This is a genomic window from Tundrisphaera lichenicola (assembly GCF_051175385.1).
GTDB classification, from domain to species: Bacteria; Planctomycetota; Planctomycetia; order Isosphaerales; family Isosphaeraceae; genus Tundrisphaera; species Tundrisphaera lichenicola.
Window position 1 is genome coordinate 6,133,474 of the sequence record NZ_CP195106.1, and the last position, 23,723, is coordinate 6,157,196.

Annotated in this window: 18 protein-coding genes; 17 read left to right on the plus strand and 1 reads right to left on the minus strand. The window is 64.0% G+C overall.

What is annotated here, in order from left to right; all coding sequences use genetic code 11:
• Positions 1–218 precede the first annotated feature (218 nt).
• The 4 genes from P12x_RS24160 (at position 219) to P12x_RS24175 (ending at position 5,952) form a co-directional block, all read left to right on the plus strand.
• Positions 219–2,615, plus strand: a complete 2,397-nt coding sequence (locus P12x_RS24160) for an arylsulfatase (protein ID WP_435007569.1) — start codon at positions 219–221, stop codon at positions 2,613–2,615.
• Between the two features lie 297 nt (positions 2,616–2,912).
• Positions 2,913–4,199 (plus strand): hypothetical protein, encoded by a 1,287-nt coding sequence (locus P12x_RS24165; protein WP_435007570.1) that lies wholly within the window; start codon positions 2,913–2,915, stop codon positions 4,197–4,199.
• Between the two features lie 25 nt (positions 4,200–4,224).
• The gene (locus P12x_RS24170) at positions 4,225–4,518 is read left to right on the plus strand and encodes a hypothetical protein (RefSeq protein ID WP_435007571.1); all 294 of its coding nucleotides are present in this window, start codon (positions 4,225–4,227) and stop codon (positions 4,516–4,518) included.
• Between the two features lie 69 nt (positions 4,519–4,587).
• The gene (locus P12x_RS24175; RefSeq protein ID WP_435007572.1) at positions 4,588–5,952 is read left to right on the plus strand and encodes an OmpP1/FadL family transporter; all 1,365 of its coding nucleotides are present in this window, start codon (positions 4,588–4,590) and stop codon (positions 5,950–5,952) included.
• A 9-nt stretch (positions 5,953–5,961) separates the two neighbouring features.
• Here the strand turns inward: P12x_RS24175 and P12x_RS24180 are convergent, their stop codons facing one another.
• A complete protein-coding gene (locus P12x_RS24180) occupies positions 5,962–7,095 on the minus strand; it encodes a glycoside hydrolase family 18 protein (protein WP_435007574.1) in 1,134 nt (377 codons plus the stop codon).
• 1,447 nt (positions 7,096–8,542) lie between these two features.
• Here P12x_RS24180 and P12x_RS24185 point away from each other — a divergent pair.
• The 13 genes from P12x_RS24185 (at position 8,543) to xerD (ending at position 23,585) form a co-directional block, all read left to right on the plus strand.
• Positions 8,543–10,192 carry a DUF4365 domain-containing protein gene (locus P12x_RS24185; protein ID WP_435007575.1) on the plus strand — a complete coding sequence of 550 codons (1,650 nt, stop codon included), beginning with the start codon at positions 8,543–8,545 and terminating at the stop codon, positions 10,190–10,192.
• Between the two features lie 444 nt (positions 10,193–10,636).
• On the plus strand, positions 10,637–11,212 hold the full coding sequence (locus P12x_RS24190; protein WP_435005114.1) for a winged helix-turn-helix domain-containing protein: 576 nt from the start codon (positions 10,637–10,639) through the stop codon (positions 11,210–11,212).
• Entirely contained in the window at positions 11,142–11,714 is a 573-nt protein-coding gene (locus P12x_RS24195) for an IS630 family transposase (RefSeq protein WP_435011722.1), read from the plus strand. Before P12x_RS24190 ends, P12x_RS24195 begins: the two co-directional genes overlap by 71 nt.
• Before the next feature lie 150 nt (positions 11,715–11,864).
• A complete protein-coding gene (locus tag P12x_RS24200; protein ID WP_435007576.1) occupies positions 11,865–14,216 on the plus strand; it encodes a DUF1549 and DUF1553 domain-containing protein in 2,352 nt (783 codons plus the stop codon).
• 22 nt (positions 14,217–14,238) lie between these two features.
• Entirely contained in the window at positions 14,239–15,708 is a 1,470-nt protein-coding gene (locus P12x_RS24205; protein ID WP_435007577.1) for a DUF1501 domain-containing protein, read from the plus strand.
• A gap of 12 nt (positions 15,709–15,720) precedes the next feature.
• Positions 15,721–16,308, plus strand: a complete 588-nt coding sequence (locus tag P12x_RS24210) for a pseudouridine synthase (RefSeq protein ID WP_435007578.1) — start codon at positions 15,721–15,723, stop codon at positions 16,306–16,308.
• Positions 16,309–16,513: 205 nt separating this feature from the next.
• Positions 16,514–17,119: a Uma2 family endonuclease gene (locus P12x_RS24215; RefSeq protein WP_435007579.1), complete on the plus strand. Its 606-nt coding sequence runs from the start codon at positions 16,514–16,516 to the stop codon at positions 17,117–17,119.
• On the plus strand, positions 17,116–18,525 hold the full coding sequence (locus tag P12x_RS24220) for a DEAD/DEAH box helicase family protein (RefSeq protein ID WP_435007580.1): 1,410 nt from the start codon (positions 17,116–17,118) through the stop codon (positions 18,523–18,525). Before P12x_RS24215 ends, P12x_RS24220 begins: the two co-directional genes overlap by 4 nt.
• Positions 18,525–18,965, plus strand: coding sequence for a hypothetical protein (locus tag P12x_RS24225; RefSeq protein WP_435007581.1), 441 nt, complete (start codon positions 18,525–18,527; stop codon positions 18,963–18,965). Before P12x_RS24220 ends, P12x_RS24225 begins: the two co-directional genes overlap by 1 nt.
• 82 nt (positions 18,966–19,047) lie before the next feature.
• Positions 19,048–20,301 carry a DUF790 family protein gene (locus P12x_RS24230; RefSeq protein ID WP_435007582.1) on the plus strand — a complete coding sequence of 418 codons (1,254 nt, stop codon included), beginning with the start codon at positions 19,048–19,050 and terminating at the stop codon, positions 20,299–20,301.
• Between the two features lie 261 nt (positions 20,302–20,562).
• A complete protein-coding gene (locus P12x_RS24235) occupies positions 20,563–21,468 on the plus strand; it encodes a B12-binding domain-containing protein (protein WP_435007583.1) in 906 nt (301 codons plus the stop codon).
• A 49-nt stretch (positions 21,469–21,517) separates the two neighbouring features.
• Positions 21,518–22,486 carry a sigma-70 family RNA polymerase sigma factor gene (locus tag P12x_RS24240; RefSeq protein ID WP_435007584.1) on the plus strand — a complete coding sequence of 323 codons (969 nt, stop codon included), beginning with the start codon at positions 21,518–21,520 and terminating at the stop codon, positions 22,484–22,486.
• Between the two features lie 175 nt (positions 22,487–22,661).
• Positions 22,662–23,585 (plus strand): site-specific tyrosine recombinase XerD, encoded by a 924-nt coding sequence (gene xerD / locus P12x_RS24245; protein ID WP_435007585.1) that lies wholly within the window; start codon positions 22,662–22,664, stop codon positions 23,583–23,585.
• Positions 23,586–23,723: the final 138 nt, after the last annotated feature.

The window sequence follows — 23,723 nt, forward strand, 5'->3', positions numbered from 1 at the left end:
GCGTGACCGGTTACCTCGGCCGAATCGCCGGTCGTATCGGGGCTTGATGTCCTAGATTTTCAGCCCACCAGGAGTGTTCCACTCGAGCGGGACCACCTCGCTCGAATCTCCCGCTCGCCAGCTCGGGCGACCGTTAACACACCAAACCGGCGCGGCCGTCCGACGCTGCGCGGCTTCGAATCAGGAAGATCGACACCCCCGGGTCCAGGAGCGAAATCATGCCGATCCGTCCGAAGGTCATGGCGTTCTCGATACTCACCGTCGCGTCCCTCGGCTGGTGGCTGGCCTCGCCCGGGGGATGGGTCACGCCGATTCATGCCCAGGGGAAGCCCGGTCCGGCGGCCCCCCCCGGCACATCGTCGGTCCTGCCGATCCCGCCCGAACCGTTCCGGGGGTCGATCAACCTGCGGGCCGAGGACTCGAAGTCGGACTTCCCCCAGCCGGTCGAGGCTCCCAAGGGTGCCCCGAACGTCCTGCTGGTCCTGCTGGATGACGTCGGCTTCGGGGCGTCCAGCACTTTCGGCGGGCCCTGCAATACCCCGGTCCTCGAGGATCTGGCATCGAAAGGGCTGAAGTACAACCAGTTCCACACCACGGCCCTGTGCAGCCCCACTCGCGCCGCCCTGATCTCGGGGCGGAATCACCACTCGGTCCACACCGCCTGCATCATGGAGGGGGCCACCGGCTTCCCCGGCTATGACTCGGCGATGCAGAAGGACACCGCCACCGTGGCCGAGGTCCTCAAGCAGAACGGCTGGAACACCGCCTGGTTCGGCAAGAATCACAACGTCCCCGACTGGCAGTCGAGCCAGGCCGGGCCATTCGACCTCTGGCCGACCGGGCTCGGGTTCGAGCACTTCTACGGCTTCGTCGGCGGCGACACCAGCCAGTGGCGCCCGGCCGCGGTCGAGGGGATCAAGCCGATCGAGCCCTACCTGAACAACCCCGACTACAACTTCGATTACGACATGGCCGATCAGGCCATCAAATGGATCAAGATGCAGAAGGCCGTCGCGCAGGATCGCCCCTTCTTCTGCTACTACGCCCCGGGCGCGACCCACGCCCCGCACCATCCCAAGAAGGAGTGGGTGGAGAAGTACAAGGGGAAGTTCGACGCCGGTTGGGACGCGATCCGCGAGCAGACCCTCGCCCGTCAGAAGAAGCTCGGAGTGGTGCCGCCCGACACCAAGCTGGTGCCGCTGGCCCCGGGCATCCCGGCCTGGGACACGCTCTCCGCCGAACAGAAGAAGGTCTATGCCCGGATGATGGAGGTTTACGCCGGCTACCTGGAGCAGACCGACCACAACGTCGGCCGAGTCCTCCGTGCCATCGACGATGTCGGGCAGACCGACAACACGATCGTGGTCTACATCGTCGGCGACAACGGGGCCAGCGCCGAGGGGAGTCCGCAAGGCCTCCTGAACGAGATGACTTTTTTCAACGGCGTGAAGGAGGAACTCTCCGAAGTCCTCAAGCATGTCGATGACATCGGGACCTTCAAGACCTACAACCACTATCCGGTCGGCTGGGCGCACGCCATGTGCACCCCCTTCCAGTGGACCAAGCAGGTCGCCAGCCACTATGGCGGGACCCGGAACGGCATGGTCATCTCCTGGCCGAAGGGGATCGCGGCCCGGGGCGAGTTGAGGACCCAGTGGCACCACGCCATCGACATCGTGCCAACCGTGTATGAAGTGTGCGGGGTCACCGCCCCGACCACCGTCAATGGCGTCGCCCAGAAGCCGATCGAGGGCGTCAGCATGGCCTATACCTTCGCCGATCCCGAGGCGAAGAGCCGTCGAACCACCCAGTACTTCGAGATGCTGGGCAATCGCGCGATCTATCACGAAGGCTGGGTCGCCTGCACCACGCCGCCGCTCCCGCCGTGGGATCCGGGCAACACGACTACTGACGTGATCACCGGCTATCAATGGGAGCTTTACAACACGGACGAGGACTTCTCCCAGGCCGAGAATCTGGTCGCCGACCACCCGGACAAGCTGAAGGAGCTTCAACTCCTCTTCTACACCGAGGCGGCCAGGTATAACGTCCTTCCGCTTGACAACAGCAAGACGACCCGCCTCGACCCGGCCATCCGGCCCAGCCTTACGCGAGGCCGCAAGCGTTTCTCCTACGTGGCGGGACAGACCCGGATCCCGGAAGGTGCCAGCCCGGACCTGAAGAATCGGTCCTTCTCCATCTCGGCGAGCGTCGACGTGAAGGAGAAGGCCAGCGGCATGATCTTCACCCAGGGGGGCCTCTTCGCCGGTTTAGCCCTCTATCTCTCGGAGGGACGTCCGATCTTCCACTACAACTTCGTGGACGTGGCCCATTATGAGGTGGCCGGCCCGGCGGCCCTCTCACCCGGCAAGCATGAGATCAAGATGGATTTCGCCTACGACGGGGGCGAAATCGGCAAGGGGGCGACGGCCACGCTCTCCGTGGACGGCCGGGAAGTCGCCAAAGGACGAGTCGAGCGAACCATCCCCCTCCGAGTGACTCTCGATGAGGGGATCGACGTGGGAATGGACACGGGTACGCCGGTCAATCTGAGCTACGACGTCCCGTTCCGGTTCCAGGGCGAGTTGGATCACGTGACGGTCGACCTGAGGTGAGGTCAGGCTGGGCAGGGCGTCTCACGCGGGCCGGAGGGTTACTCCGGCCCGCTCTGCTTTCGAAGGTCCATCCAGAACCGTCCCGGACTCCCCTGCGGCACTCACACCCTCAAGGAGCGAGCCAGCCTCAGACCCCCAATAGACCTGTTGGTTTGGGGCCACTTTGTCGATTGTGTCGATTTTCCGAAAGATATCGCGGCGTTGTATCCGATATCTGTGAACATGCCCATTAACCGCACTCGTCCTTCCCCATTCGTCCGGTAACTCGCTCGACCTCGACAAGCGGAGAAACCTTTCATGTCAGAGGTTTGGGGCAAAGCAAGGGTCGTCAGCCGCCTCGTTGGGCGTGCTTCAACCCGACCTGGGCCTCGGATCCTTACCTGCGGGGCCTTCCTCTGTGTCATCTTGCCCGGCTGCATCGGGCCTCGGAGCCTCGAACTGACCCGACTCCGATACGACCAGGCCGTCTACGACACCTCCGAACAGCAGTGGCTTCGGAATATCGTCCGACTCCGGTACGGCGACCTGCCCACTTTCCTGGACGTCTCGGCGATCACCAGCCAGTTCGAGCTCTCCAGCCGGGGCGGGCTCACCGCCGGCCAGGAGCGGGATTCGGCAAATCGGTCCCTGTTCGGCGACATGACCTTGCAGTTCCGCGATGCCCCCACGCTGAGCTACACCCCCCGCGACCCGACCGAGCTGACCCGTGCGATGGTCGCACCGGTCGGCATCACGGCGCTCGGGCTGATGGCCGGCAACGGGTGGAACCTCGACGACGTGCTTCGGGTGATGGTGGCCGAGATCAACGGGCTGGAGAACGTGCCGGGGGCCGAACAGCTGATCCCCGAGGCCATCCCGCAGCCGACGGCGTTCCGGGAGATGGCCGAGATCGCAAACCGGTTGCGTCGCGATCGGGCGATCGTCCTGACCTCCATCGACCTGCCCAGAGAGGCCTCCCCTCCGATCGCCGAAGCCCGAGTCGACGGCTCCGACCTCGTCCAGGCGGCCAGCAACAAGCTCCAGTTCCGGGAGGCCGAAACGGTCGGCCAACTGGTCCTGACCCGATCGGAGCCGGCCTATCAACTGACCTTCTCGACCGCCCGGCCGGAGCACCCGGAGGCGGACGTCCTCCGCCAGTTGATCCGACTCTCGCCCGGTCGCCTCGAGTACCCGATCCGACGGATCGATATCCCGGGTGGAATCCCGCTCCTGCCGCTCCCCGATTCGCTCGACTTTCTCGACGTCCGGACCCGGACCCTCCTGGACATGCTCACGTTCCTCTCCAAAGGCGTCAGCATCCCCGAAGAACACCGATGCCGGGGGCTGGCGGCCCAGACCATCGGACCCGACGGGTTGGCCTTCGACTGGACCACGGTCACGCGGGGACTATTCCACGTCTGCGTCCAGAAAAAGCGGCCCAAGGACGCGGCTGTCGCTATCGAGTACCAGGGTTACTGGTATTACCTCCTGGCTAGCGACAAGCAGTCCAAGGCGACCCTCGGGATGATCCAGGCCCTCTTCAACCTCCAGCTGTCCGAGCCCAAGAAGGGTGGACCGCTCCTGACCCTGCCGGTCGGGCTGTGAATCGCTGCCGGGGGGAATCTCGACGATGAAGTTTCTCCTCCCACGTCACCGGATCGGCCTCGTGGCCTCGACCATCTCGATCGGCCTGGCCCTGCCAGCCCAGGCGCAAGATTCCCGATCGTTCGCGGACCTGATGCTCCGATGGCCCGAGCCCGGGCGAGAGGCCGGGGCCGAGGAGAAAGCGGAGGAAGTGTCCATCGACGCCGGCCTGCATGCCTTCATCACGCCCAACTTCGAGGTCGACACCGTCGTGGCCTTCGGGATCAACGACCAGACGCGAGGCGTCCTGGTGAAAGCCGAATTCGGGATTCGGTTCTGATCAGGCTTCGACCCCGACGTTGGATCGGGCGGCCCCCCCTCGGATGACCCGGTCAGGAGGACGATGGTTATGGATCGGTCGCGTGTCGGACGAGCTTCGATATTCCTGCTCATCCTCTCGGTAGCGGCGAGCCGCGCGGGTGCCCAGGGTGTGGTATCCCCCGGGGCGGGCCCGATCAACCGGGCGATGGCCGGAGCCTCGACGGCGGCCCCGGTCGACTTCGGCTCCAGCTACTGGAACGCGGCCAACCTGAGCTTCCTCGAGAAGGATGAGGTCCTGCTCGGGACCGAATTGATCATCCCAAGCCTGCACTACACCAGCTCCCTGCTGGCCGGTTCGATCAACGGGACGCTCCCCCCCACCGACCGAGTTGGCACTTCTCGGAGCGACAGCGGGGTCGCCAGCAATCTCGCCGTGGGTGCCTCGTTCAAGCTCCGACCCGACTCCCCCATCACCATGGGCCTGGGCATCTTCGGGCTGGTGGGCGGCGGCGTGAACTTCGCCGGGAGCCTGACCACTCCCACGCTGGCCCCTCGGCAGCCCCCCAATTACTTCGGGCTGGGGCCGATCTACGCCAACACCGCCCTCCTGTCCATCAAGCCGATGGCCGCCTATAAGGCCAGCGATCGGCTCTCGCTCTCGTTCGCCCCCGTGATCACCACCGGGACCGTCCAGTTCAGCCCCGCCTTCTTCGCCCCGGGGCCGGCGGACCAGTTCGGGATTCCCACGTTCCCGACCGCGACCAATTCTCGACCGTTCTGGGGGGCGGGGTTCGAGCTGGGATTCCTGTTCCTGGCGAACGAATCCTGGAACATCGGCTTCTCGTACAAGAGCCCGGTCTGGCAGGAACGATGGGCTTACAACAGTTACACCCCCGACCTCGCACCGCGACGGATCGGGGTCCAGGCCGACATCCCCGCCATCTATTCCTGGGGCGTGGCCTACAAGGGGATCGACCGACTGCTGTTGGATGTCGACCTTCGCTACTTCGACTACCGGAACGCCGCGCTCTGGGGCGACTCGATCAAGAGTGGCGGCCTGAACTGGAGCAGCATCTTCGCCGTTGCCGTCGGAGGCCAGTACGAGCTGACCGAGCGGCTCACGCTCCGGGGCGGTTATCTCTACAACCAGAACCCGATCGATCAGATTCAGACGATCTTTAATATTCAGGCTCCCGGCTTCATCCAGCACACCCTCTCGCTCGGGGCCACCCTCCGGATGAACGAGAACATCCTCTTCTCGGCCGGCTGGGTCCACGGGTTCCGCAACTCGATCGAGGGGCCGGTCGGGCAGATCCCGGCCTCGACCGCCCGGATGGACGCGCAGACCGACTCCATCCTCGCGGGCCTGACCATCCAGTATGGCCCCAAGAAGGCGAAAGTCGCCGAACCGACCGTGGCCCAGGTCAGCCCGGGGACCCCCGAGGGCGAATGATCCGCAACCTCACCGGCCGCCCGATCCCCGGCCTTCCTCCCATCGTTTCCGGGACGCGTCCTGGAGCGGGTTGGAGCCGTCGGGCAGGCGGTCGGCCGCGATCTCCCAGAAGAAAACCCCTCGGAATCCCCGCTTCATGGCCCACTCGGTCTTGAGGGCGACCGACTCGGCATCGTCGTAGCCGATTACGATCTTGCGGTCGGGGGCGAGGAGCCACGGAGTCTTCGTCTCGTCATCCCATCGACGGGTCCAGCCTTGCTCATCGATCAACTTGACGAGATTCCGGTAATTCCCCTGCGGGATCCGGACCTTGGGGGCCTCCTTCGTCGAGGCATAGGGCTCCCCGACGGCGAAGCCTCGCCCATAAAGGGGGATCCCGACGGCCAGCCGATCGGCGGGCATCTTACGCTCCTCGACCAGATAATTCATGGCCGACTCGACCGATCGAGGTGTCCCCCCGGGCTGCTTCGACGACCCGAACAACGGGGCATTGTGGCCCGCATAGGGGGTCCAGTCGCCCGCGAAGTCGTAGGTCATCACGTTGACCCAATCCATCGTCTCGACCAGGAAAGCGGTGTCGAGCCATCGGAGCGTGCCCGGGTTGGAGGAGGCCGCCATCGTGAGGATCATCGGCCGACCTTTCTTCAGTCCGATCGCGTCGATCTCCTTGCGGAGCCGACGGACCAGGCGTTCGAAGCCGACCACCTCTTCCTTGGTGTCGGGATACTCCCAGTCGAGGTCGATCCCGTCATAGTCGTAATCATCAACCATCGTGATGACCGAATTGACGTAACGATCCTCGGTCTCGGGGGTGGAGACGATCGAGCGGAATTGCTCGTCCCAGCCCCAACCCCCGAGCGAGACTAGCATCTTGACGCCAGCCCGATGGGCTTCCTCTACCACCTCCCGCCCCGGGACATTTCGGGCCCTTCGAAGCTTCCCATCGCCGTCCGCCGTGACGAAGGCGTGGCAAATGTGGGTGTATAGTCGATAGTCGATCTCGCGAGCCGGCCCGAAGAGATAACCCACGAACACCTTGTCCCGAGGCTTCTCCTCCGGCCCGGCCTCCGAGCGAGCCCCGAGGGAGAGCGAAACCACGAGGAAAGTCAGGGTTGCCAACGTTCGGCGATGAGCGAGCGACATCAATCTCCCCTGTCCGGGTCTCGATCCGAAGGTATTGCTTTGAAGGACGATCCGGCTTCCGGAAGGTTGATCCCCCGGACATACGCCGGTTCGGGCCTGGCTGTCGAGGCTCGCTGCATGATCGGTGAACGAAGCTTCGAGGTCCAGAACCTGGCGGCCGGTGGGTTCGCTCCGTCGCTGAAGGATGGGTTCGTTCCGTCGTTGCAAGATGGGTTCGTTCTGATGATGAAGGATGGGTTCGTTCCGTCGACTGGCAGTCGATGATGGCGACTCGCGAGCCGGGTTCGGCCGCCGCAAGCCTTCACGTGGAAATTGGTTGGATCGCGAATCTCGGTTGCTCCGCTCTGGGAAGCCCTGCCGTGAAAATGGGTTCGTTCTCGGCCCGCAGGTGGCTTCGATCGGGCCCCGCGAGTGGCTTCGATTTGCCATCGGTCCGAGTCCAGTCAGTGGGAGCATCGGACGGTGACTCAAGGATGCGCTCGGGAGAAATCGGTAGTTGCGGACTTCCCCGATACTTTCGCGTCGATCGGTCCCTGGCCCGCACACAAAATCGAGAATCTCTCGGTGGCTGCTCCCGCTCCTCACCTCAACCTCCAGCGATGCAACTAGGCATCACTGTGTTTCATCTGTCACAGGAGCCTGTCCAGTTTGGGGATTCTCGCCCATATTGGCACTTGACCGCTCCTTCAGGTGCTAACCAGGGGAGGGAAAGATGTTAAAGCTGTTCAGGAAATTGCTCGTCCGTGAGGAGGGCGCATCGGTTCTCGAAGGCGCTCTTATGCTGGCCTTAATCAGCTCCGCCGTAGTAACGATCGTACCGGGCCGCTCCATTGGAAGCGGACTCAGCGGGATTTGCGAGACCCTGTGCGATGATGCCCCAGTCATCCAACGAACCGCGGATCGGTTGCCGGAGGCTGCAGCAGGCCGGAGCAAGCTGATTGCCGTTGAGTTCAGCGACCGGACTGGCCTGGAAACCGCGAAGTCGAGGCCATTGGAAACGGCTCATATAAATCACTGGGGGCCGGCGACGATGGGGAGCGGTCGGCATCGCGGTGTTTCAATGGCGGTAGTCCGAGGTACGCACAGAGAAACCCCGTTCGTTTCCGGCCAGCGTCCGGTCATTTCAGCCGACCCTTCCACTTCGCCCGAGAAACGTACCCCGCCTGCATAGTCTCGACCGAGCCGCCGTGATCGGGGAGGGAGGCCTTGAGCCATTCCGCCAGGCGACGGGTGGCCGGAGCTGTCTTGTCTCCCGACCAAATCAAAATGTCCCCTATGGCTTCCCCCGGACACCTTGACCGACTGACTCCTCCCGCCGAATGCATGATTGCAATCACATAAAAGTGGTACACTATCCGATAGTCCCCTTTATGTGACACAACCTCCGAAAAGTCAAGAAGAGGATTCTAGGCGACTGAGGTAAGAGAGGTGGCAACCACGAGGACAAATGGATAGCATGGCCGAAGGTTCCGAAGAGGCGATCAATTGGACTCACGTTTCTGAGATTTATTCGATGGATCACGATACATTCGACATCGAACAAAAAGCCGCTCGGCTATTCTGCGAGGCTCTCGGGAGCCGGTGGATTCCGCACCAGGAGTCGCTAGATCACGGCATTGATTATCGTGTCGAGTTGCGAGAAGGCAGAAAGGCGAGCGGAACATCTTTTTTCGTTCAACTTAAGGGCCAAGCCAAGTCAAAGAGAATCAATCGCGATAAATTTATTAGGTTCGATTTGGAGATAGAGCGATTAAAACAGTATGACAACGCAAGACTGCCCGTTTATTTGGTCGTGGCTGATCTTTCCTGTAGAACCTGTTACTTTGTTTTTTTGCAAGAATTTATGGCCCGCATGAAGAACCAGAATTGGAGGAAAAGAAATGGCGGGAAGGCTGTAATTCACGTTCCCACAGGCAACGTCGTTACGGATTCGTTCTCGTTGGCGGATGAGATTGCGAGGGCGTCACAATACTTAGCAAGCAAGCTTGTCGGGGAGGGGATCGATTACGAGGAGAAATTCTACTCCAGCTTGGATAGCAATTTTAGTGTGCAAGTGTTGGCTTCCTCCAAATCAAAACATTTTATGATTGCCGCCAATAATGATTCCACTCTTCATATGACATTCCGCAAGAGCAAATTGGCTCCAGGCGAATTTGATAAATTTCTTCGTGGACTACCGATGAACGTAACTCCCGACTCTATCGTGGTCAAGGGTTCCCCACTGTGGGAGCACATCACGACGAAAGTATGCGAGGGTGGCGGAACATTAACCATGATGTCACACCAGGAAGGACACTTAAATTTGTCGCGATTGGATTCGTCCGGTCGCATCAAGGCATCGGTTCAACATCTACCTTGTCTGATCGAAGGTGGTAGGGAAGAGTGGCGATATCACGCCTCGTCGGCATTCGGTATTATCAACTTGAGCGGCGAGGTTCGGTCCAAACAGTTTGGTCAAAACCAGTTCAACTTTAATTTCAAAGCCAGCAAGTGGCTCAATAAAGAAATTCTAAGGCTTCCTTATTTTGACGAGGTTGATGGCGTGTTTTTTGACCACGGTATCGGTGATAAATTTCTAATCGAAATGTTCGTAGAGGACAATGATCCCGTCGTACTGAGCATGAACGCTGCCGAAGGAAGTCAATTGGATGATCTGAGGCATACGATGTATTTACTAAAGAGAACGAGAGTGGTAGCTAAATTTTTTGTAATCAATCCTCTGCTGCCCGAGTTCTTCGACAAGAATTTTGCAGATGATCTTGATTTTTTGCATTCGATCGCAACAGGCGAAGACATTTCGTTTGATTGTAAGTTTGATAAGCTTACCACGACTGTTTCTCTCGACACGGCGAAGGAATTCATTGATGAACGTAATGATAATCACGTTGTAAATTTAATGCTCAGCGACACGGTAGTTGAGAAATCAATCCTTGGAGAAAGGATTATCGTCGAAGATTGGAGGCATTTCTTGACCAGTCTTCGATTTGCCGACGACTATCATCGCATTCAGGGTTTGATCGCCAAACGTGTCGAGTCGATCACGGTGGATTTGGTGCCGACCAGTGCGACAACTGGAAGAATATCAAAGAATTACTAATCGTAGAGAGGGGAAAAGGGGACATTCTCGTTTTTGCTTATTTCTTCGAGTCTGCGCCTCTCTCTTGCTTGGCACTTTTGTGGACCGAATCGAATCCTCGGCTCCATAGCTCGTGATGCCTGCCATTTCCGCGCCATCCTCATCCCCTCTCGCCCGCGTCGGCTGAGAAGCCTCCTGGCCAAGATCAGAATGCCCCCCGGGTTCTCCCTGGGCTCCCATCCTGAAACTCGCCGGTCTGCCCGACTTCGCTCTGTCAGAAAACCCGGAGATCGCCGCTGGAGATGAGATGGCCCCCCGTGACGAAGTCCGGGCGGAACCCTCCGAGGCGACGCTGGGCTCCTCACCCTGGATGAACTCGAAGCCCAGGTAAGTAGCACACGAGTGATACGGAATCTTCCGGATGAGTTATCATAGGGGGATCTCCTACTTCCACGGAGGTTCCCCATGGCGAACGAACGACTGCCCATCGTCCTGCACCTGCCCCCCGAGGAGATCGCTCGCCGCTATCGCGCGTGCCGCTCCGGCATCGAGAAGACCCACTGGCAGGTGATCTGGCTCCTGACTCGCCCGGACCAGCCGCTCAGCCCGGCTCAGGCCGCCCAGCAGGTCGGCCTGACTCCGGTCTGGGCCCGCGCCTTGCTCAAACGCTGGAATGCCCAGGGGCCCGATGGCCTGGGCGACCGGAGGGCTACCACCAACGGCGGCCAGAGCAAGCTCACCCCCGAGCAGCAGGTCGATCTCTGGGCCGCCCTCCGCCAGTCGCCGCCCGACGGCGGGCTCTGGACCGGGGCCAAGGTCGCCACCTTCGTCCGCGATCGCTGGGACGTCCACATCCGCAAGCAGACCGGCTGGAGATGGCTGCGTGGCCTGGGCTTCTCGCTGCAGGTCCCCCGACCCCGACATCCGGAGGCCGCCACGCCCGCTTCGCAGCGGGCGTGGAAAAGACGCCCTGGCCGATCGAGTCGCCCGCCTACGTCGGGAGCACCCCGGCCGAGTGGTCGAGGTCTGGGCCGAGGATGAGGCCCGGCTGGGGCTCAAGCCGATCACCCGTCGGGTCTGGGCGGTGCGAGGCCATCGGCCGCTCTCCTATGGCCGGACCAAGTACCAATGGGCCTACGTCTACGGCTTCGTGCACCCGGCCAGCGGGCGGAACCTGGAGCTGATCCTGCCCTCGGCCAATACCGACTGGATGGGCCTGGCGTTGGAGGAATTCGCCCGCTGGGCCGACCCGGCCGGGGAGAAGCTGCTGGTGCTGATGGTGGACAACGCCGGCTGGCACGTGGCCAGGCGGCTGGCGATCCCGGCCAACGTGGTGCTGCACCGGCTGCCGCCTTGCACGCCGGAGCTACAGCCGGTCGAGCCGCTCTGGCCGCTGGTACGCGAGGCGGTGGCCAACCTGGGGTTCAACGACCTGGCCACGATGCAGGTCCCTGTCCTGGATCGGTGCCGATGGTTGATCGACCACCCCGAGGTCGTCCGCGGAGCCGTCGGCTTCAGCTGGGCGGTCGAGCTCAATGGTTAGTCATCCAGGGGATTCGGTATGAGACCTGGGGATGAGCCTCAACCTCCTTCAAAACGTGCGCTTGCCTGGTTCGGCGAACTCGGCCACAATGAATGAATGTTGGATAAATCCTCCGCGATTGGCGATTCCGATGGGCCGAGGAACGCTCGAATGCTCCGATCCTCGACGAAACGGGTATGGGCGGTCCTGGGCTGCTCGTTGGCGATCCTGGTCGCCTCGGCCGCCGGGCTCTGGGCCGGGACCGATTCGGACGTCGCGCCGGTCGCCCCTCCCGAGACTTTTCGGAAGGAACAGCGGGATCACTGGGCCTTCGTCCCGCCCGTCCGACCCGAGCTTCCCGAGGTCCAGGAATCGGGCTGGGTCAAGAACCCGATCGATCGGTTCATCCTGGCGGGCCTGGAATGGATGGAGTTCCGCCATGCTCCCGAGGCCGACCGGGTCGCCCTGATCCGCCGGGTGACGTTCGACCTGACCGGACTGCCGCCCACCCCGGACGAGATCGAGCGGTTCCTCGCCGATCCCTCGCCCGACGCTTACGAGCGGCTCGTCGATCGGCTGCTCGACTCGCCACGATTCGGCGAGCGTTGGGCCCAGCACTGGCTCGACCTGGCCCACCATGCCGACTCCAATGGCTTCGAGCTGGACGCCGAGCGTCCCGACGCCTGGCGCTATCGGGATTGGGTCGTTCAGGCCTTCAACGACGACATGCCTTATGACCGCTTCGTGCAGCTCCAACTGGCCGGCGACGAGATCGCGCCGGGGGACCACGCGGCTCTGATCGCCACCGGGTTCTGCCGGGGCGGGCCTCGCGAGGTCGTGGGGGGGAACGTCGACCCCGCCGAGAAGCGACAATCCGAGCTGACCGAGATCACCGGGACCGTCGGGTCGGTCTTCCTCGGCCTGACCATCGGCTGTGCCCGATGCCACGACCACAAGTTCGACGCCCTGCCGACCACCGATTATTACCGCCTCCAGTCGTTCTTCGCCGGCTCGAACCTCGTCGAGATCCCCATCGCCTCGGAAGCCGAGGTGGCGGCGTTCGAGGAGGCCAAGAAGGCCGCCGAGGCGAAGATCGCCCCGTTGAAGAAGCGGATGTCGGAGATCGAGGCCCCCTATCGGAAGGTACTGGCCGAGTCGAAGCGGGCGATGCTGACACCGGACGAGCAGGCCCTGCTGGCGATCCCCGAGAAGGATCGGACCCCCACTCAGAAGATCCTGGCCCAGGGCCTGGGGACCACCCTCGCGGTGAAGTGGGAGGAGGTCGCCGAGGCCGTCGCCAAGGACGCCGAACCCCACGCCGAACGCGAGCGGCTCAAGCGAGAGATCGACGCGATCGACAAGACGATCCCACGGCCCCCGGCCCACGCGCAGGCCCTGATCGACCAGAAGCCCGAGGCCCCCGAGACCTTCGTCTACCGTCGGGGGGATCACAAGAACCTCGGCCCCCGGGTCGCGCCCCGACCTCCGGGGATCCTCCTGGCCTCGACCGACTCCGCGACCTTCGACCCGGGATCGATCGCGCCGACCGACTCGACCACCGGCCGACGGAAGGCGCTGGCGACCTGGATGACCCATCCAGGTAACCCCTTGACCGCTCGGGTGATCGTGAACCGGCTCTGGCAGGGGCATTTCGGACGCGGGATCGTCTCGACGCCCAGCGACTTCGGGGTCCGGGGCGAGGCCCCTTCGGATCAGCCCTTGCTGGACTGGTTGGCGACCGAGCTGGTCGCCCGGGGATGGAAGCTCAAGCCGATCCACCGCTTGATGGTGACCTCGGCCGCCTATCGACAGGCTTCGACCGTGGGCGGGGAGTTCGCCCGGAAACAGGCGACCGATGACCCGCAGAACACGACGCTCTGGCGGATGAATCGGCGGAGGATGGAGGCCGAGAGCCTCCGCGATGCCATGCTCGCCGCCTCGGGAGAGTTGAACATGAAGGCGGGGGGACCGGGCGTGCTGGTGCCGATCGAGCAGGAGGTCGAGGATCTGATCTTCACCGAGGCCGAGGTCGTCGACCTCTGGCCGGTGACGCCCGACCCGTCCGAGCATCTCCGGCGCTCCCTCTATCTTTTCCGCAAACGGAACGTCCGGTACCCGATGTTCGACGCATTCGACTCCCCCGACACGCAGACGGTCTGCCCGCAGCGGACCGTCAGCACCCACGCCCTCCAGGCCCTCGTGATGATGAACGGGGAGTTCGCCGCCGACCGGGCCAAGGCCCTGGCGGGCCGCCTCTTCCGCGAGGCCGAGGGGGACGATTCGGCCCGGATCGCCCGCGCTTACTCGATCCTTTTGGGTCGCGTCCCTCGTCCGTCCGAACTCGAACAGGCCCGCGCCTTCCTGACTTCGCAGGCCGACTTCCTCCGCGATCGAGAGGCGGAGGGAGGCCCGCTCGCCCGACCGACCTTCCTCCCCGAAGTAATCCGCCCCGCCGAGGCCGCCGCCTGGGTCGACTTCGCCCTCGCGATGCTCAACCGAAACGAATTCCTCTACGTCCCCTGACCGCCCGCCCGGGAGCCTTCCCATGAACGAACCCCGCCAGCCCGGACGATGCCCCGGCCCGTCCGGGATCGCCCCCAGTCGTCGCGAGTTCCTCCGGACCGCGGGGAACGGTTTCGGGATGCTCGGGCTCTCGTACCTCCTCCAGAAGGAGGGCCTGGCCGCGACCGGCGGGCCGAGCCCGGCCGCCAACCCGATGGCCGCGAAGCCCGGACACTTCCCCGCCAAGGCCAAACGATGCATCTTCCTGTTCATGACCGGCGGGCCGAGCCACCTCGACATCTACGATCCCAAGCCCTTGCTCAACACGCTGGACGGCCAGCCGCTCCCGCCGAGCTTCGGCAAGATCCACAGCCAGTTCCTCGAATCCGACCCGCTCTGCCTGGGGAGCCACCGGAAATTCGGCAAATACGGCGAGTCGGGCATGGATATGTCCGACCTGGTCCCGCACATGCACCAGCACGCCGACAACATCGCCCTGATCCGCTCGTGCGTCGCCGACAACGTGATCCACGCACCGGCCATGTACCAGATGAACACCGGCCGAACCTTCATGGGGTTCCCGAGCCTCGGGAGCTGGGTGACCTACGGCCTGGGCTCGGAGAGCGACAACCTCCCCTCGTACGTGGTGATGACCCAGCCGGAGGGGACGCCCGAAGGCGGTGCCCCTTGCTGGGGGGCCGGGTTCCTCCCCGCGCTCTATCAGGGGACCTTGCTCCGGCATGGCCCCGCGCCGATCATCAACCTCAAGCCCGCCACCGACGAGTTCACCCTCCCCCAGCAGCGGCGGACCCTCGACCTCCTCCGCTCGATGAACGAGCAGCAGCTCGATCCGCTCGACACCGAACTCTCGGCCCGGATCGCCTCGTACGAGCTGGCCTACCGGATGCAGAGCGCGGCCCCCGAGGCGGTGGACCTCTCGCGAGAGCCCGAGTCGACCCGCGAGATGTACGGACTGAACGATCCGAAGACCAACGAGTTCGGAACCCGCTGCCTGCTCGCTCGCCGGTTGGTGGAGCGAGGAGTCCGGTTCGTCCAGCTCTATTCGGGAGGCGGGCCGGTCGCGATGCAGTGGGACGCCCACGACGACATCGACGCCAATCACGAGAAGATGTGCGGCCTGACCGACAAGCCCGTCGCCGCCCTACTGACCGACCTCAAGCGGACCGGCCTGCTCGAAGACACCCTGGTGATCTGGGGGGCCGAGTTCGGCCGGACCCCGGTCAGCCAGAAGGGGGGCAGGGGCCGCGACCACAACGCCACCGCCTTCAGCATGTGGATGGCCGGGGGCGGCGTGAAGGGGGGGGCGACCATCGGGACGACCGACGAGATCGGCCTGAACGTCGTCGAGGACCGCGCGCACGTCAACGATATCCACGCCACGATCCTCCGCCTGATGGGGCTCGATCACAAGCAGCTCACCGTCCTCCACAGCGGACGAGACGAGCGCCTGACCGACGTCGGAGGCAAGGTGATCTCGAACCTGATCGCCTGACCGGACAAGCCCTTGCGATACTGCAAATTCTTCAAACCATTCGACGTCCTGACCCAGTTCACCGACGTCGAAGGTCGAGCAACACTCAAGGACTTCGTCGAGGTCCCCGGCATCTATCCGGTCGGCCGGCTCGACCGGGACAGCGAGGGGCTCCTGCTCCTGACCGACGACGGCCCCCTCGCGCATCGTTTGACCGACCCTCGCTTCGACCACCCCAAGACCTACCTCGCCCAGGTCGAGCGAATCCCGGGCCCCGAGGCGCTCGAGGCCCTCCGGAGGGGAGTCCTCCTGTCGGACGGCCCGACCCGCCCGACCGAGGCCGACCTCCTGGAGGCCGAGCCCGAACTCCCCGAGCGGCCCGTCCCGATCCGGTTCCGCAAGAACGTCCCGACCGCCTGGCTCCGCCTGGTCCTCCGCGAAGGCAGGAACCGTCAGGTCCGGAGGATGACCGCCGCCGTCGGGCATCCCACGCTCCGGCTGGTCCGAGTCGGGGTCGGCCCGATCGAGATCGGAGATCTCCAGCCCGGCCAGTGGCTCGACCTCTCCGACGAGGAGCGGCAAGTCCTCAAGTCCGCGAATCGACCCCGGAAAAGGCATTAAGAGAGCGAGGCGCAAAGTAGTGACCGATCGAGCCCGATCTCTTCGCCCTCCGCTCTCTTCGCTTCGCCTCGCCTCCGCCCTCGATCGCCGGCGAGTGGTGATCGGGGCGGCTCGCGGATAGACTGGAGTACAGGCTGATTCCGCCGGCTTCGCTCGCCGAGATCCTCCCGGGTTTTCGCCCGACTTTCCCCGAAGGGCCGAGATCATGGCCAGCCAATCCAGGACCCGCTCGGGCATGACGCTGGAGGAGTTCCTCCGATGGCCCGAGGCCGACGAGCATCCTTACAAGGAGTTCATCGATGGTCGGATCGAGGTGAAAGTGTCGCCGCAGAAGAAGCACTCAATCTTGACCTCCGACTTTTGTTTCGCGCTGGATACGTTCGCCCGGCCCCTGAAATTAGGTCGGGCTTTCCCGGAGCTGCGATGCACCTTCGAGGGGCGGTCGATCGTCCCGGACGTCGTGTTTCTCCGGCCCGAACACATCGAACGTGACAGCCTGGGCGAATTCGCCGACGAAACGGTCTCTCCCCCGGATATTCACATCGAAATCCGCTCGCCCGGGCAGTCCTTGAAGAAGACGGTCGAGAGGCTAGAGCACTCGGTCGCCAACGGGTGCCCTCTCGGTTGGCTGGTCGACCCAATTCTCAAGACGATCGACGTTTATCGTCGCGAACCTCCGCCCGAACGTCTTCCCAACGAGGGTTTCCTCGACGGTGCCCCGGTCCTTCCGGGATTCCGACTGCCTGTCGCCGAGGTCTTCAGGTGGTTGGCGTTCCCGGAGCCGGCCGGACCGGGAGCCGACCCCGCATGAGTGTCCCCTCGTCAGGCGAATCCGAGATCCCGCCGCTCCGGTTGACCTTCGAAGGGGGGACGATCCTCGTCGAGGGGCTTCCCGAGGACGACACGCGCGGTTTGCCCGGCCTTCGATTCGACCCGAGGGCCAGGATGCACCGCGCGGAGGCGATCCGGTATCGGGAGATCGTCCAGTCGCTCCGAGCCCAGAAGATCCCCTACCGAGACGAGGCCCGCGCCTACGAGGGGAAGACCCCCTGGCCGTTCCGGGTGGTCAAGCAGTCGTTCCCGCACCAGACCGAAGGGCTCGAAGCCTGGTGGCAGTCGGGAGGGCAGGGGGTGGTGGTCCTGCCGACCGGGACCGGAAAGACTCACCTGGCCAACCTCGCCATCAACAAGGTCGAGCGCCCGAGCCTGGTCGTCACGCCGACCATCGACCTGCTCAACCAGTGGTACGACGAGTTGACCCTGGCCTTCGGAGTCGAGGTGGGATTGCTCGGCGGCGGCTATTATGACATCAAGCCCTTGACCGTCACCACTTACGACTCGGCGTACATGAACGTCGATCGCCTGGGCGACAAGTTCGGCCTGATCGTCTTCGACGAGTGCCACCATCTCCCGAGTCCGACCGTCAGCGCCTCGGCCCTGGGCTCGATCGCCCCCTTCCGGCTGGGCCTGACCGCCACCCCCGAGCGGGCCGATAACGCCCACGAACGGCTCGACCACCTGATCGGCCCGATCGTCTATCGTCGCGAGATCACCCAGCTCCGTGGGCAGTTCCTGGCGGATTATCGGGTCGAATCGCTGTTCGTGAATCTCACCGACGAGGAACGGTTCCGCTACGAGTCGATGCGGGAGATTTACCGGACCTTCCTCTCCAGTACCGGGATCGACATGAGACGCCCCGGGGCCTGGGGCCAGTTCCTATTCCAGGCCCACCGCTCGGCCGAGGGACGCCAGGCGTACCTGGCCTATCGCGAGCAGCGGGCCCTGGCCCTGGCCGCCCCGGCCAAGCTCAGCCTCCTGGCCCGGCTCCTGGAGCGGCACAACGGGGACCGGGTCCTGATCTTCACCCACGACAATGCCACGGTTTACACCATCGCCCGGCAGTTCCTGGTGCCGGTCATCACCCACCAGACCAAGACCAAGGAACGCCGCGAGGTCCTCCTCAAGTTCAACTCGGGGGAATACCCGATCGTGGCGACCTCGCGCGTCCTGAACGAAGGCGTGAACGTCCCCGAGGCCAACGTCGCGGTGATCCTCTCGGGCTCCGGCTCGGTCCGCGAGCACGTCCAGCGGCTCGGGCGAATCCTCCGGAAGTCCGGCGACAAGGAAGCGACCCTCTACGAGGTCGTCACCCGGGGGACCGTCGAGGAATTCACCTCCAACCGTCGACGCCAGCACAGCGCGTACGGAGGCGACTGATGTCCCCGAGGTTCGTCCTCCTGGCCTGCCTGGCCTCGACCCTGTTCATGACCGGGGTGATCTGGTTCGTCCACGTGGTCCACTACCCGCTCTTCGATCGCGTCCAGGCGGAAGCCTTCCGGCGGTATCACGCCGACCACACGAGGGCCACCGGATCCGTCGTGATCCTGCCGATGGTCGTCGAGCTTTTGACGAGCATCGCCCTCGTGGCGAGGCGTCCGGAAGGGATATCACCCTGGATGGTCTGGCTCGGGCTGGCCGCCGCCCTGATCTCCTGGGGATCCACGTTCTGCTTCTCGGTCCCGGCTCACGGTCGACTCGCCGGGGGGTTCGACATCCAGGCCCACGCGGACCTGGTCCGGACCAACACGATCCGGCTGGTGAGCTGGACGATCCACTCGGCGGTCTTGCTGGTCATGACCGCCCGGTTGCTCCGATAATGGAGTGATGATGATCGCCGGTCGAATGGCGGGCCTAGTCCCGCCGGTCGACGTCCGATGTCCTCGCCCCGAGGCCCCGCCCATGCTGACCGGCACTCTCGTCCGCGTCCGGTTCTCGAAGCAGCGGATCATCCCGCTCTACCTGAACCGCGACGATCCCCAGTGGCTGGAGGTGGCCGAGAGCCTGCTGCTGATCTTCCGAGAGGCGATCGGGCGGACCCGAGGCGAGATCGAGACCGAGATCGACGAACTGGTCGGCGAAGGGCTGGCCACGCTGGCCCATCGAGGCCTGGCCAAGATCCTGGAGGATCGGTCGGAATTCGAGGTCGTGGCCGACGTGCCCCCGGAGATGATCCGCGAGAAGGTCTTCACGGCGGCGGCCGAGCACCGGAAGGCCCTCCGAGCCTCGGGCCAGGCCCGGGCCCAGTTCCGCCGCGATCCGGTCCTCGAAGGGGTCGCGCAGGAACTCAACCTCAAGCCCGAACAGGTGGCCGCCGCACTCTTCGCGGACCTCCGCGACGAGAACCGGCTGCTCACCTTCGATCAGGGGCTCGACGCCCAGAGGCTGATCGACCGCTACAACGTGGCCCTGGCGCAGTCGGTCCTGCTCCGATCGGTGATGGTCGAGGCCGAGGTCCGCCACGAGAAACCGGCCCGCTATCGCCAGCTCTTCCGGCACCTCAAGTTCCACCGGCTCCTGTACCGGGTCGAGGGGACGATGCGCGACGGCTACGTCTTCCACGTCGACGGGCCGCTCAGCCTCTTCAGCGCGACCAACAAGTACGGGCTCCAGATGGCGATGTTCCTGCCGGCGCTCCTGCTCTGCGGCGACTTCCGCCTCGATGCCGAACTCCGGTGGGGACCCCGCCGCGAGACCCGGACCTTCCACCTCGAATCCAAGGACGGGTTGGTCTCGCACTACGCCGACACCGGGACCTACGTCCCCGCCGAGTTGGGGGCGTTCCTCGATCGGTTCCGCCAGGTCGCCCCCGGCTGGGAGGTCACCGAGGCCACCGAGGTCGTCGAGCTCGGCCGGGAAGGGGTCTGGGTCCCCGATTACAAATTCGTCCACAAGGCCACGAAGGTCGATGTGCTGGTCGAGGTCCTCGGCTTCTGGAAGCGGTCCAGCCTCGACCGGCTCCTCCGGCTCCTCCCCCAGCACGGCCCGCCCCGGTATCTCCTGGCCATCTCCGAGAAGCTCAAGGTCGACGAGGAATCCCTCGGCGAACTCTCCGGGCCGGTCCTCCGGTTCAAGGAGATCCCCAACGCGACCGAGATGGCCTCCCTCCTGGAACGATTCCTCCGCGATCGGAACCCCGGCCTCGCCATCGAGTGACGTCCGGTCCGGACGATCGTCGAGATTCTCCTGAATAATCCGCGGTTTCCTCTCCGATGAAAACCACGGAAGGAATTTCGTTCGCGCCGCAAAATCACTCAGAAATCATGCAGGCGACAACCCGAAAATCGTTCAATCCTTTCAACCCAAAGAACAAATCCCGAGAATTCTCGAAAGAGTAACGGGAATTGCTTGCTTTAAGGTCGGCTTCGGTCTAGGATGAAATCGTTCAAATCGCTCAAGGCGACCGGAAATTCTTTCATGACAACCGCGGAGACTTATCTGAAGGTTCGACAGGTCGCCGAGGCCCTGGGCGTGAGCGTTAGCACGATCCAGCGGCTGGTGGACGGCGGATCGATCCAGGCCAATCGGACGATAGGCCGGCATCGACGCCTGCTGCTGTCGAGTGTCCTGGATTATGCTCGCCGAGAGCGTTACCCGGTGGATCGTCTCCATCGATTCGAAAATAATCCGACATTAACCGTCGAGTCTTGCGACGAATCGTCCGTGGATCGGCTGGTCGACCTGCTCCGATCCGGCAAGAAGCGAGAGGCGACGATCCTGATCAATTCGGTCATCGACTCGGGTCGGAGTGCGGTGGAACTCGCCGACAACCTGATCCGACCGGTGATGGAGGAGATCGGACACGGCTGGGAGCGCGGTGCCTGGGACGTCTACCAGGAGCATCAAGCGACCCAGGTCGTGATCTCGGCCCTGATGGGCCTCGTCCACCGATCGACCTCGTCGGGAAAGGCGGAGGGCCAGCCTTTGGCCCTGGTGGCGTCCGCCGAGGGCGACCCCTACATCATGCCCGGATTGCTGGGGGAGCTGGTCCTTCGCGAGGTGGGATGGGAAGTCAGGAACCTGGGGGTCAACCTGCCCTTGAAGTCCCTGGCCCGCGCCGCACGCGATCAGCGTCCCGCCCTGGTCTTCCTGTCGGCCGGCCACCTCCCGGACCCGGCCTACTTTTTGCAAGAATACTCGCATCTCTACAAATCAACATCAAGCGTCGGTGCGCCGATCATCCTGGGGGGCCGGGCCCTCGACCCCGATCTCCGATCGAGGCTGATCTTCGCCAGCTTCGGCGATCGGATGGCACATCTCGCCGAATTCGCGCGGACGCTTCTTCCGGCCATCTCCGCGTCTCGTCCTCTGGTCAGGAACTGATGATCGAGATCGACAAACGTTGCAGACTGAACTTCCAGGGAGACTTCCGATGCGACCGAATCGGCGAAACGACGACGCGAACGGATTCTCGACCCTCGACGATTCCGACACCAAGGTATTGAGCTCGAAGGAGGAGCGGCAGCTCCTCCAGGAACTCGGCGAATGCAAGCGGAAGCTCGCCGAGGCCCTGGAGAAGATCCCGGGCTACGAGATGCCCCGAGGGGCCGACGACCCCCAGACCCAGGCCAATCATATCGCCTCGTTCTATACCGGCGACGGCCAGTCCGAGGCGAGACTCGGGGCGATCTTCCGCCGGTACTCCGAACTCCGAGGGAAGCTCGCCCTGGCCAACATGCGATTGATCGCACACGTCGCGAAGCGGTTTCGCGATCGGGGGGTCTCCTACTCGGATCTGCTCCAGGAGGGATTCTGCGGACTCCTCGAAGCGATCGACCGGTTCGACCTGAACCATCAGACCAAGCTGGCCACCTACGCCACCTGGTGGATCCGCCAGGCCATGCAGCGAGCGGTGGCCTCGTGCGCCTACCCGGTCCGACTCAGCCCGAGGCACCTCCGGCAACTCGCCCAGAATCAGGATGAGGTCGGTCCCAGGGATCCGGATCGGACCCCCGAGGATGGCCTGGTTGCCAGCACCGAGATGATCCAGAGGATCCACACCGCGACCCGCCCGACGATCTCGCTGGACGCGACGCTGGACTCGGACAGCAACTTCAACCTGATGCAGATCATGAGCGATCCTGAGGGCGACCGGACCGGCGAGGTCGACATGGACGAGACCGTCGGGAAGATGATGGACGTCCTCCGCCCCCGCGAGCAGGAAGTCCTCGCCCTCCGGTTCGGCCTGGGCGGCAAGGCCCGGCTCTCGCTCAGTCAGGTCGGCAAGGTCCTCGCGGTCTCCAAGGAACGGGTCCGACAGATCCAGGATCGAGCCCTGGAGAAGCTCCGGTTGGTCGCCGGCGAGCACGACTGGGACGATTCGCTCCTGGCCAACGCCTGATAAACCCCAGAGCCCGACTCGACCTCGATCGGTCGATCGCTTTTCAAGGCCCCCGATGAATGGGGGTCTTTTCGTTTTCGAAGGGAAGTCGGGACATGAAGTCCGATGAACTCGACCCGATTCGACCGATCATAAGGGATGTTGGCGTTGGAGAGTTGACCGCCGAGAGCATCTTATGCCGCCTCACCCGCCCGACCCCCTGCGCGACCCGATCGGCCCATTCCTCCATTATCTGATGGCCGAATGCGGCCTCTCGCCGAATACGCTCGCCGCCTACCGGTCGGACATCGTCCGGTTCAGCGGCTGGCGGAAGCGGCATGCCCCGGGCCCGCTGAGCGACCTGGACATCGGGACCCTGACCGGCTACGTCGATCATCTCGCCCGGTCCGGCCTCGCGCCCAGCAGCATCGGCCGGAACCTGGCGGCGCTTTCGACATTCTATCGGTTCCTCATCTATGACGGTCGGCTGACCGAGAATGTCGCCAAGCTCCTGGTGGCCCCGGCTGTCTGGGATCGGCTGCCGACCGTCCTCGGCCCCCAGGCCGTCGACCGGCTCCTGGAAACCCCGGACGTCGAGACGACCATCGGCCGACGCGATCGAGCGGCCCTGGAGACCTTGTATGCCACGGGCTGCCGGGCCTCGGAGGTGGTCGGGCTCCGCCCGGGAGACCTCGATCTGGAGGGGGGGGCGGCCCGCTGCATCGGCAAGGGGAACAAGGAGCGGATCGTCCCGCTGGGCTCTCGGGCCCGCCAGGCCCTGGCCGACTACCTCAAGCGCGACCGACCGGTCCTGCTGGCCGGTCGGGTCGGGATCTCGGAAATCTTCCTGACCCGGAGGGCGAGGCCGCTCTCCAGGGTCGGGCTCTGGGGGATCGTCAAGAAGCATGCCGAGGCGGCCGGCCTGCCCTCGAAGGTCAGCCCGCACACGCTCCGCCACAGCTTCGCCACCCACCTCCTGGCCGGAGGGGCCGACCTCCGGGTCGTCCAGGAGATGCTCGGTCACGCCTCGATCGCCACGACCCAGATCTACACCCGGGTCGAGCTCAGCCGACTTCGCGAGGTCCACGCCCGGTTCCACCCGAGGTCCCGGGGGGCCTGAGCCCCGTTGCCAATCCGCCCCCCCGGGCGAATACTGGGGGGATGCCCCATGAGCCCCGAAGGACACGTTCGATGAGCACCACCGACCGAGAAAGTCGGGGCATGGCCAGAGCCAAATACTTGGGGCCGGCCGCCGCCG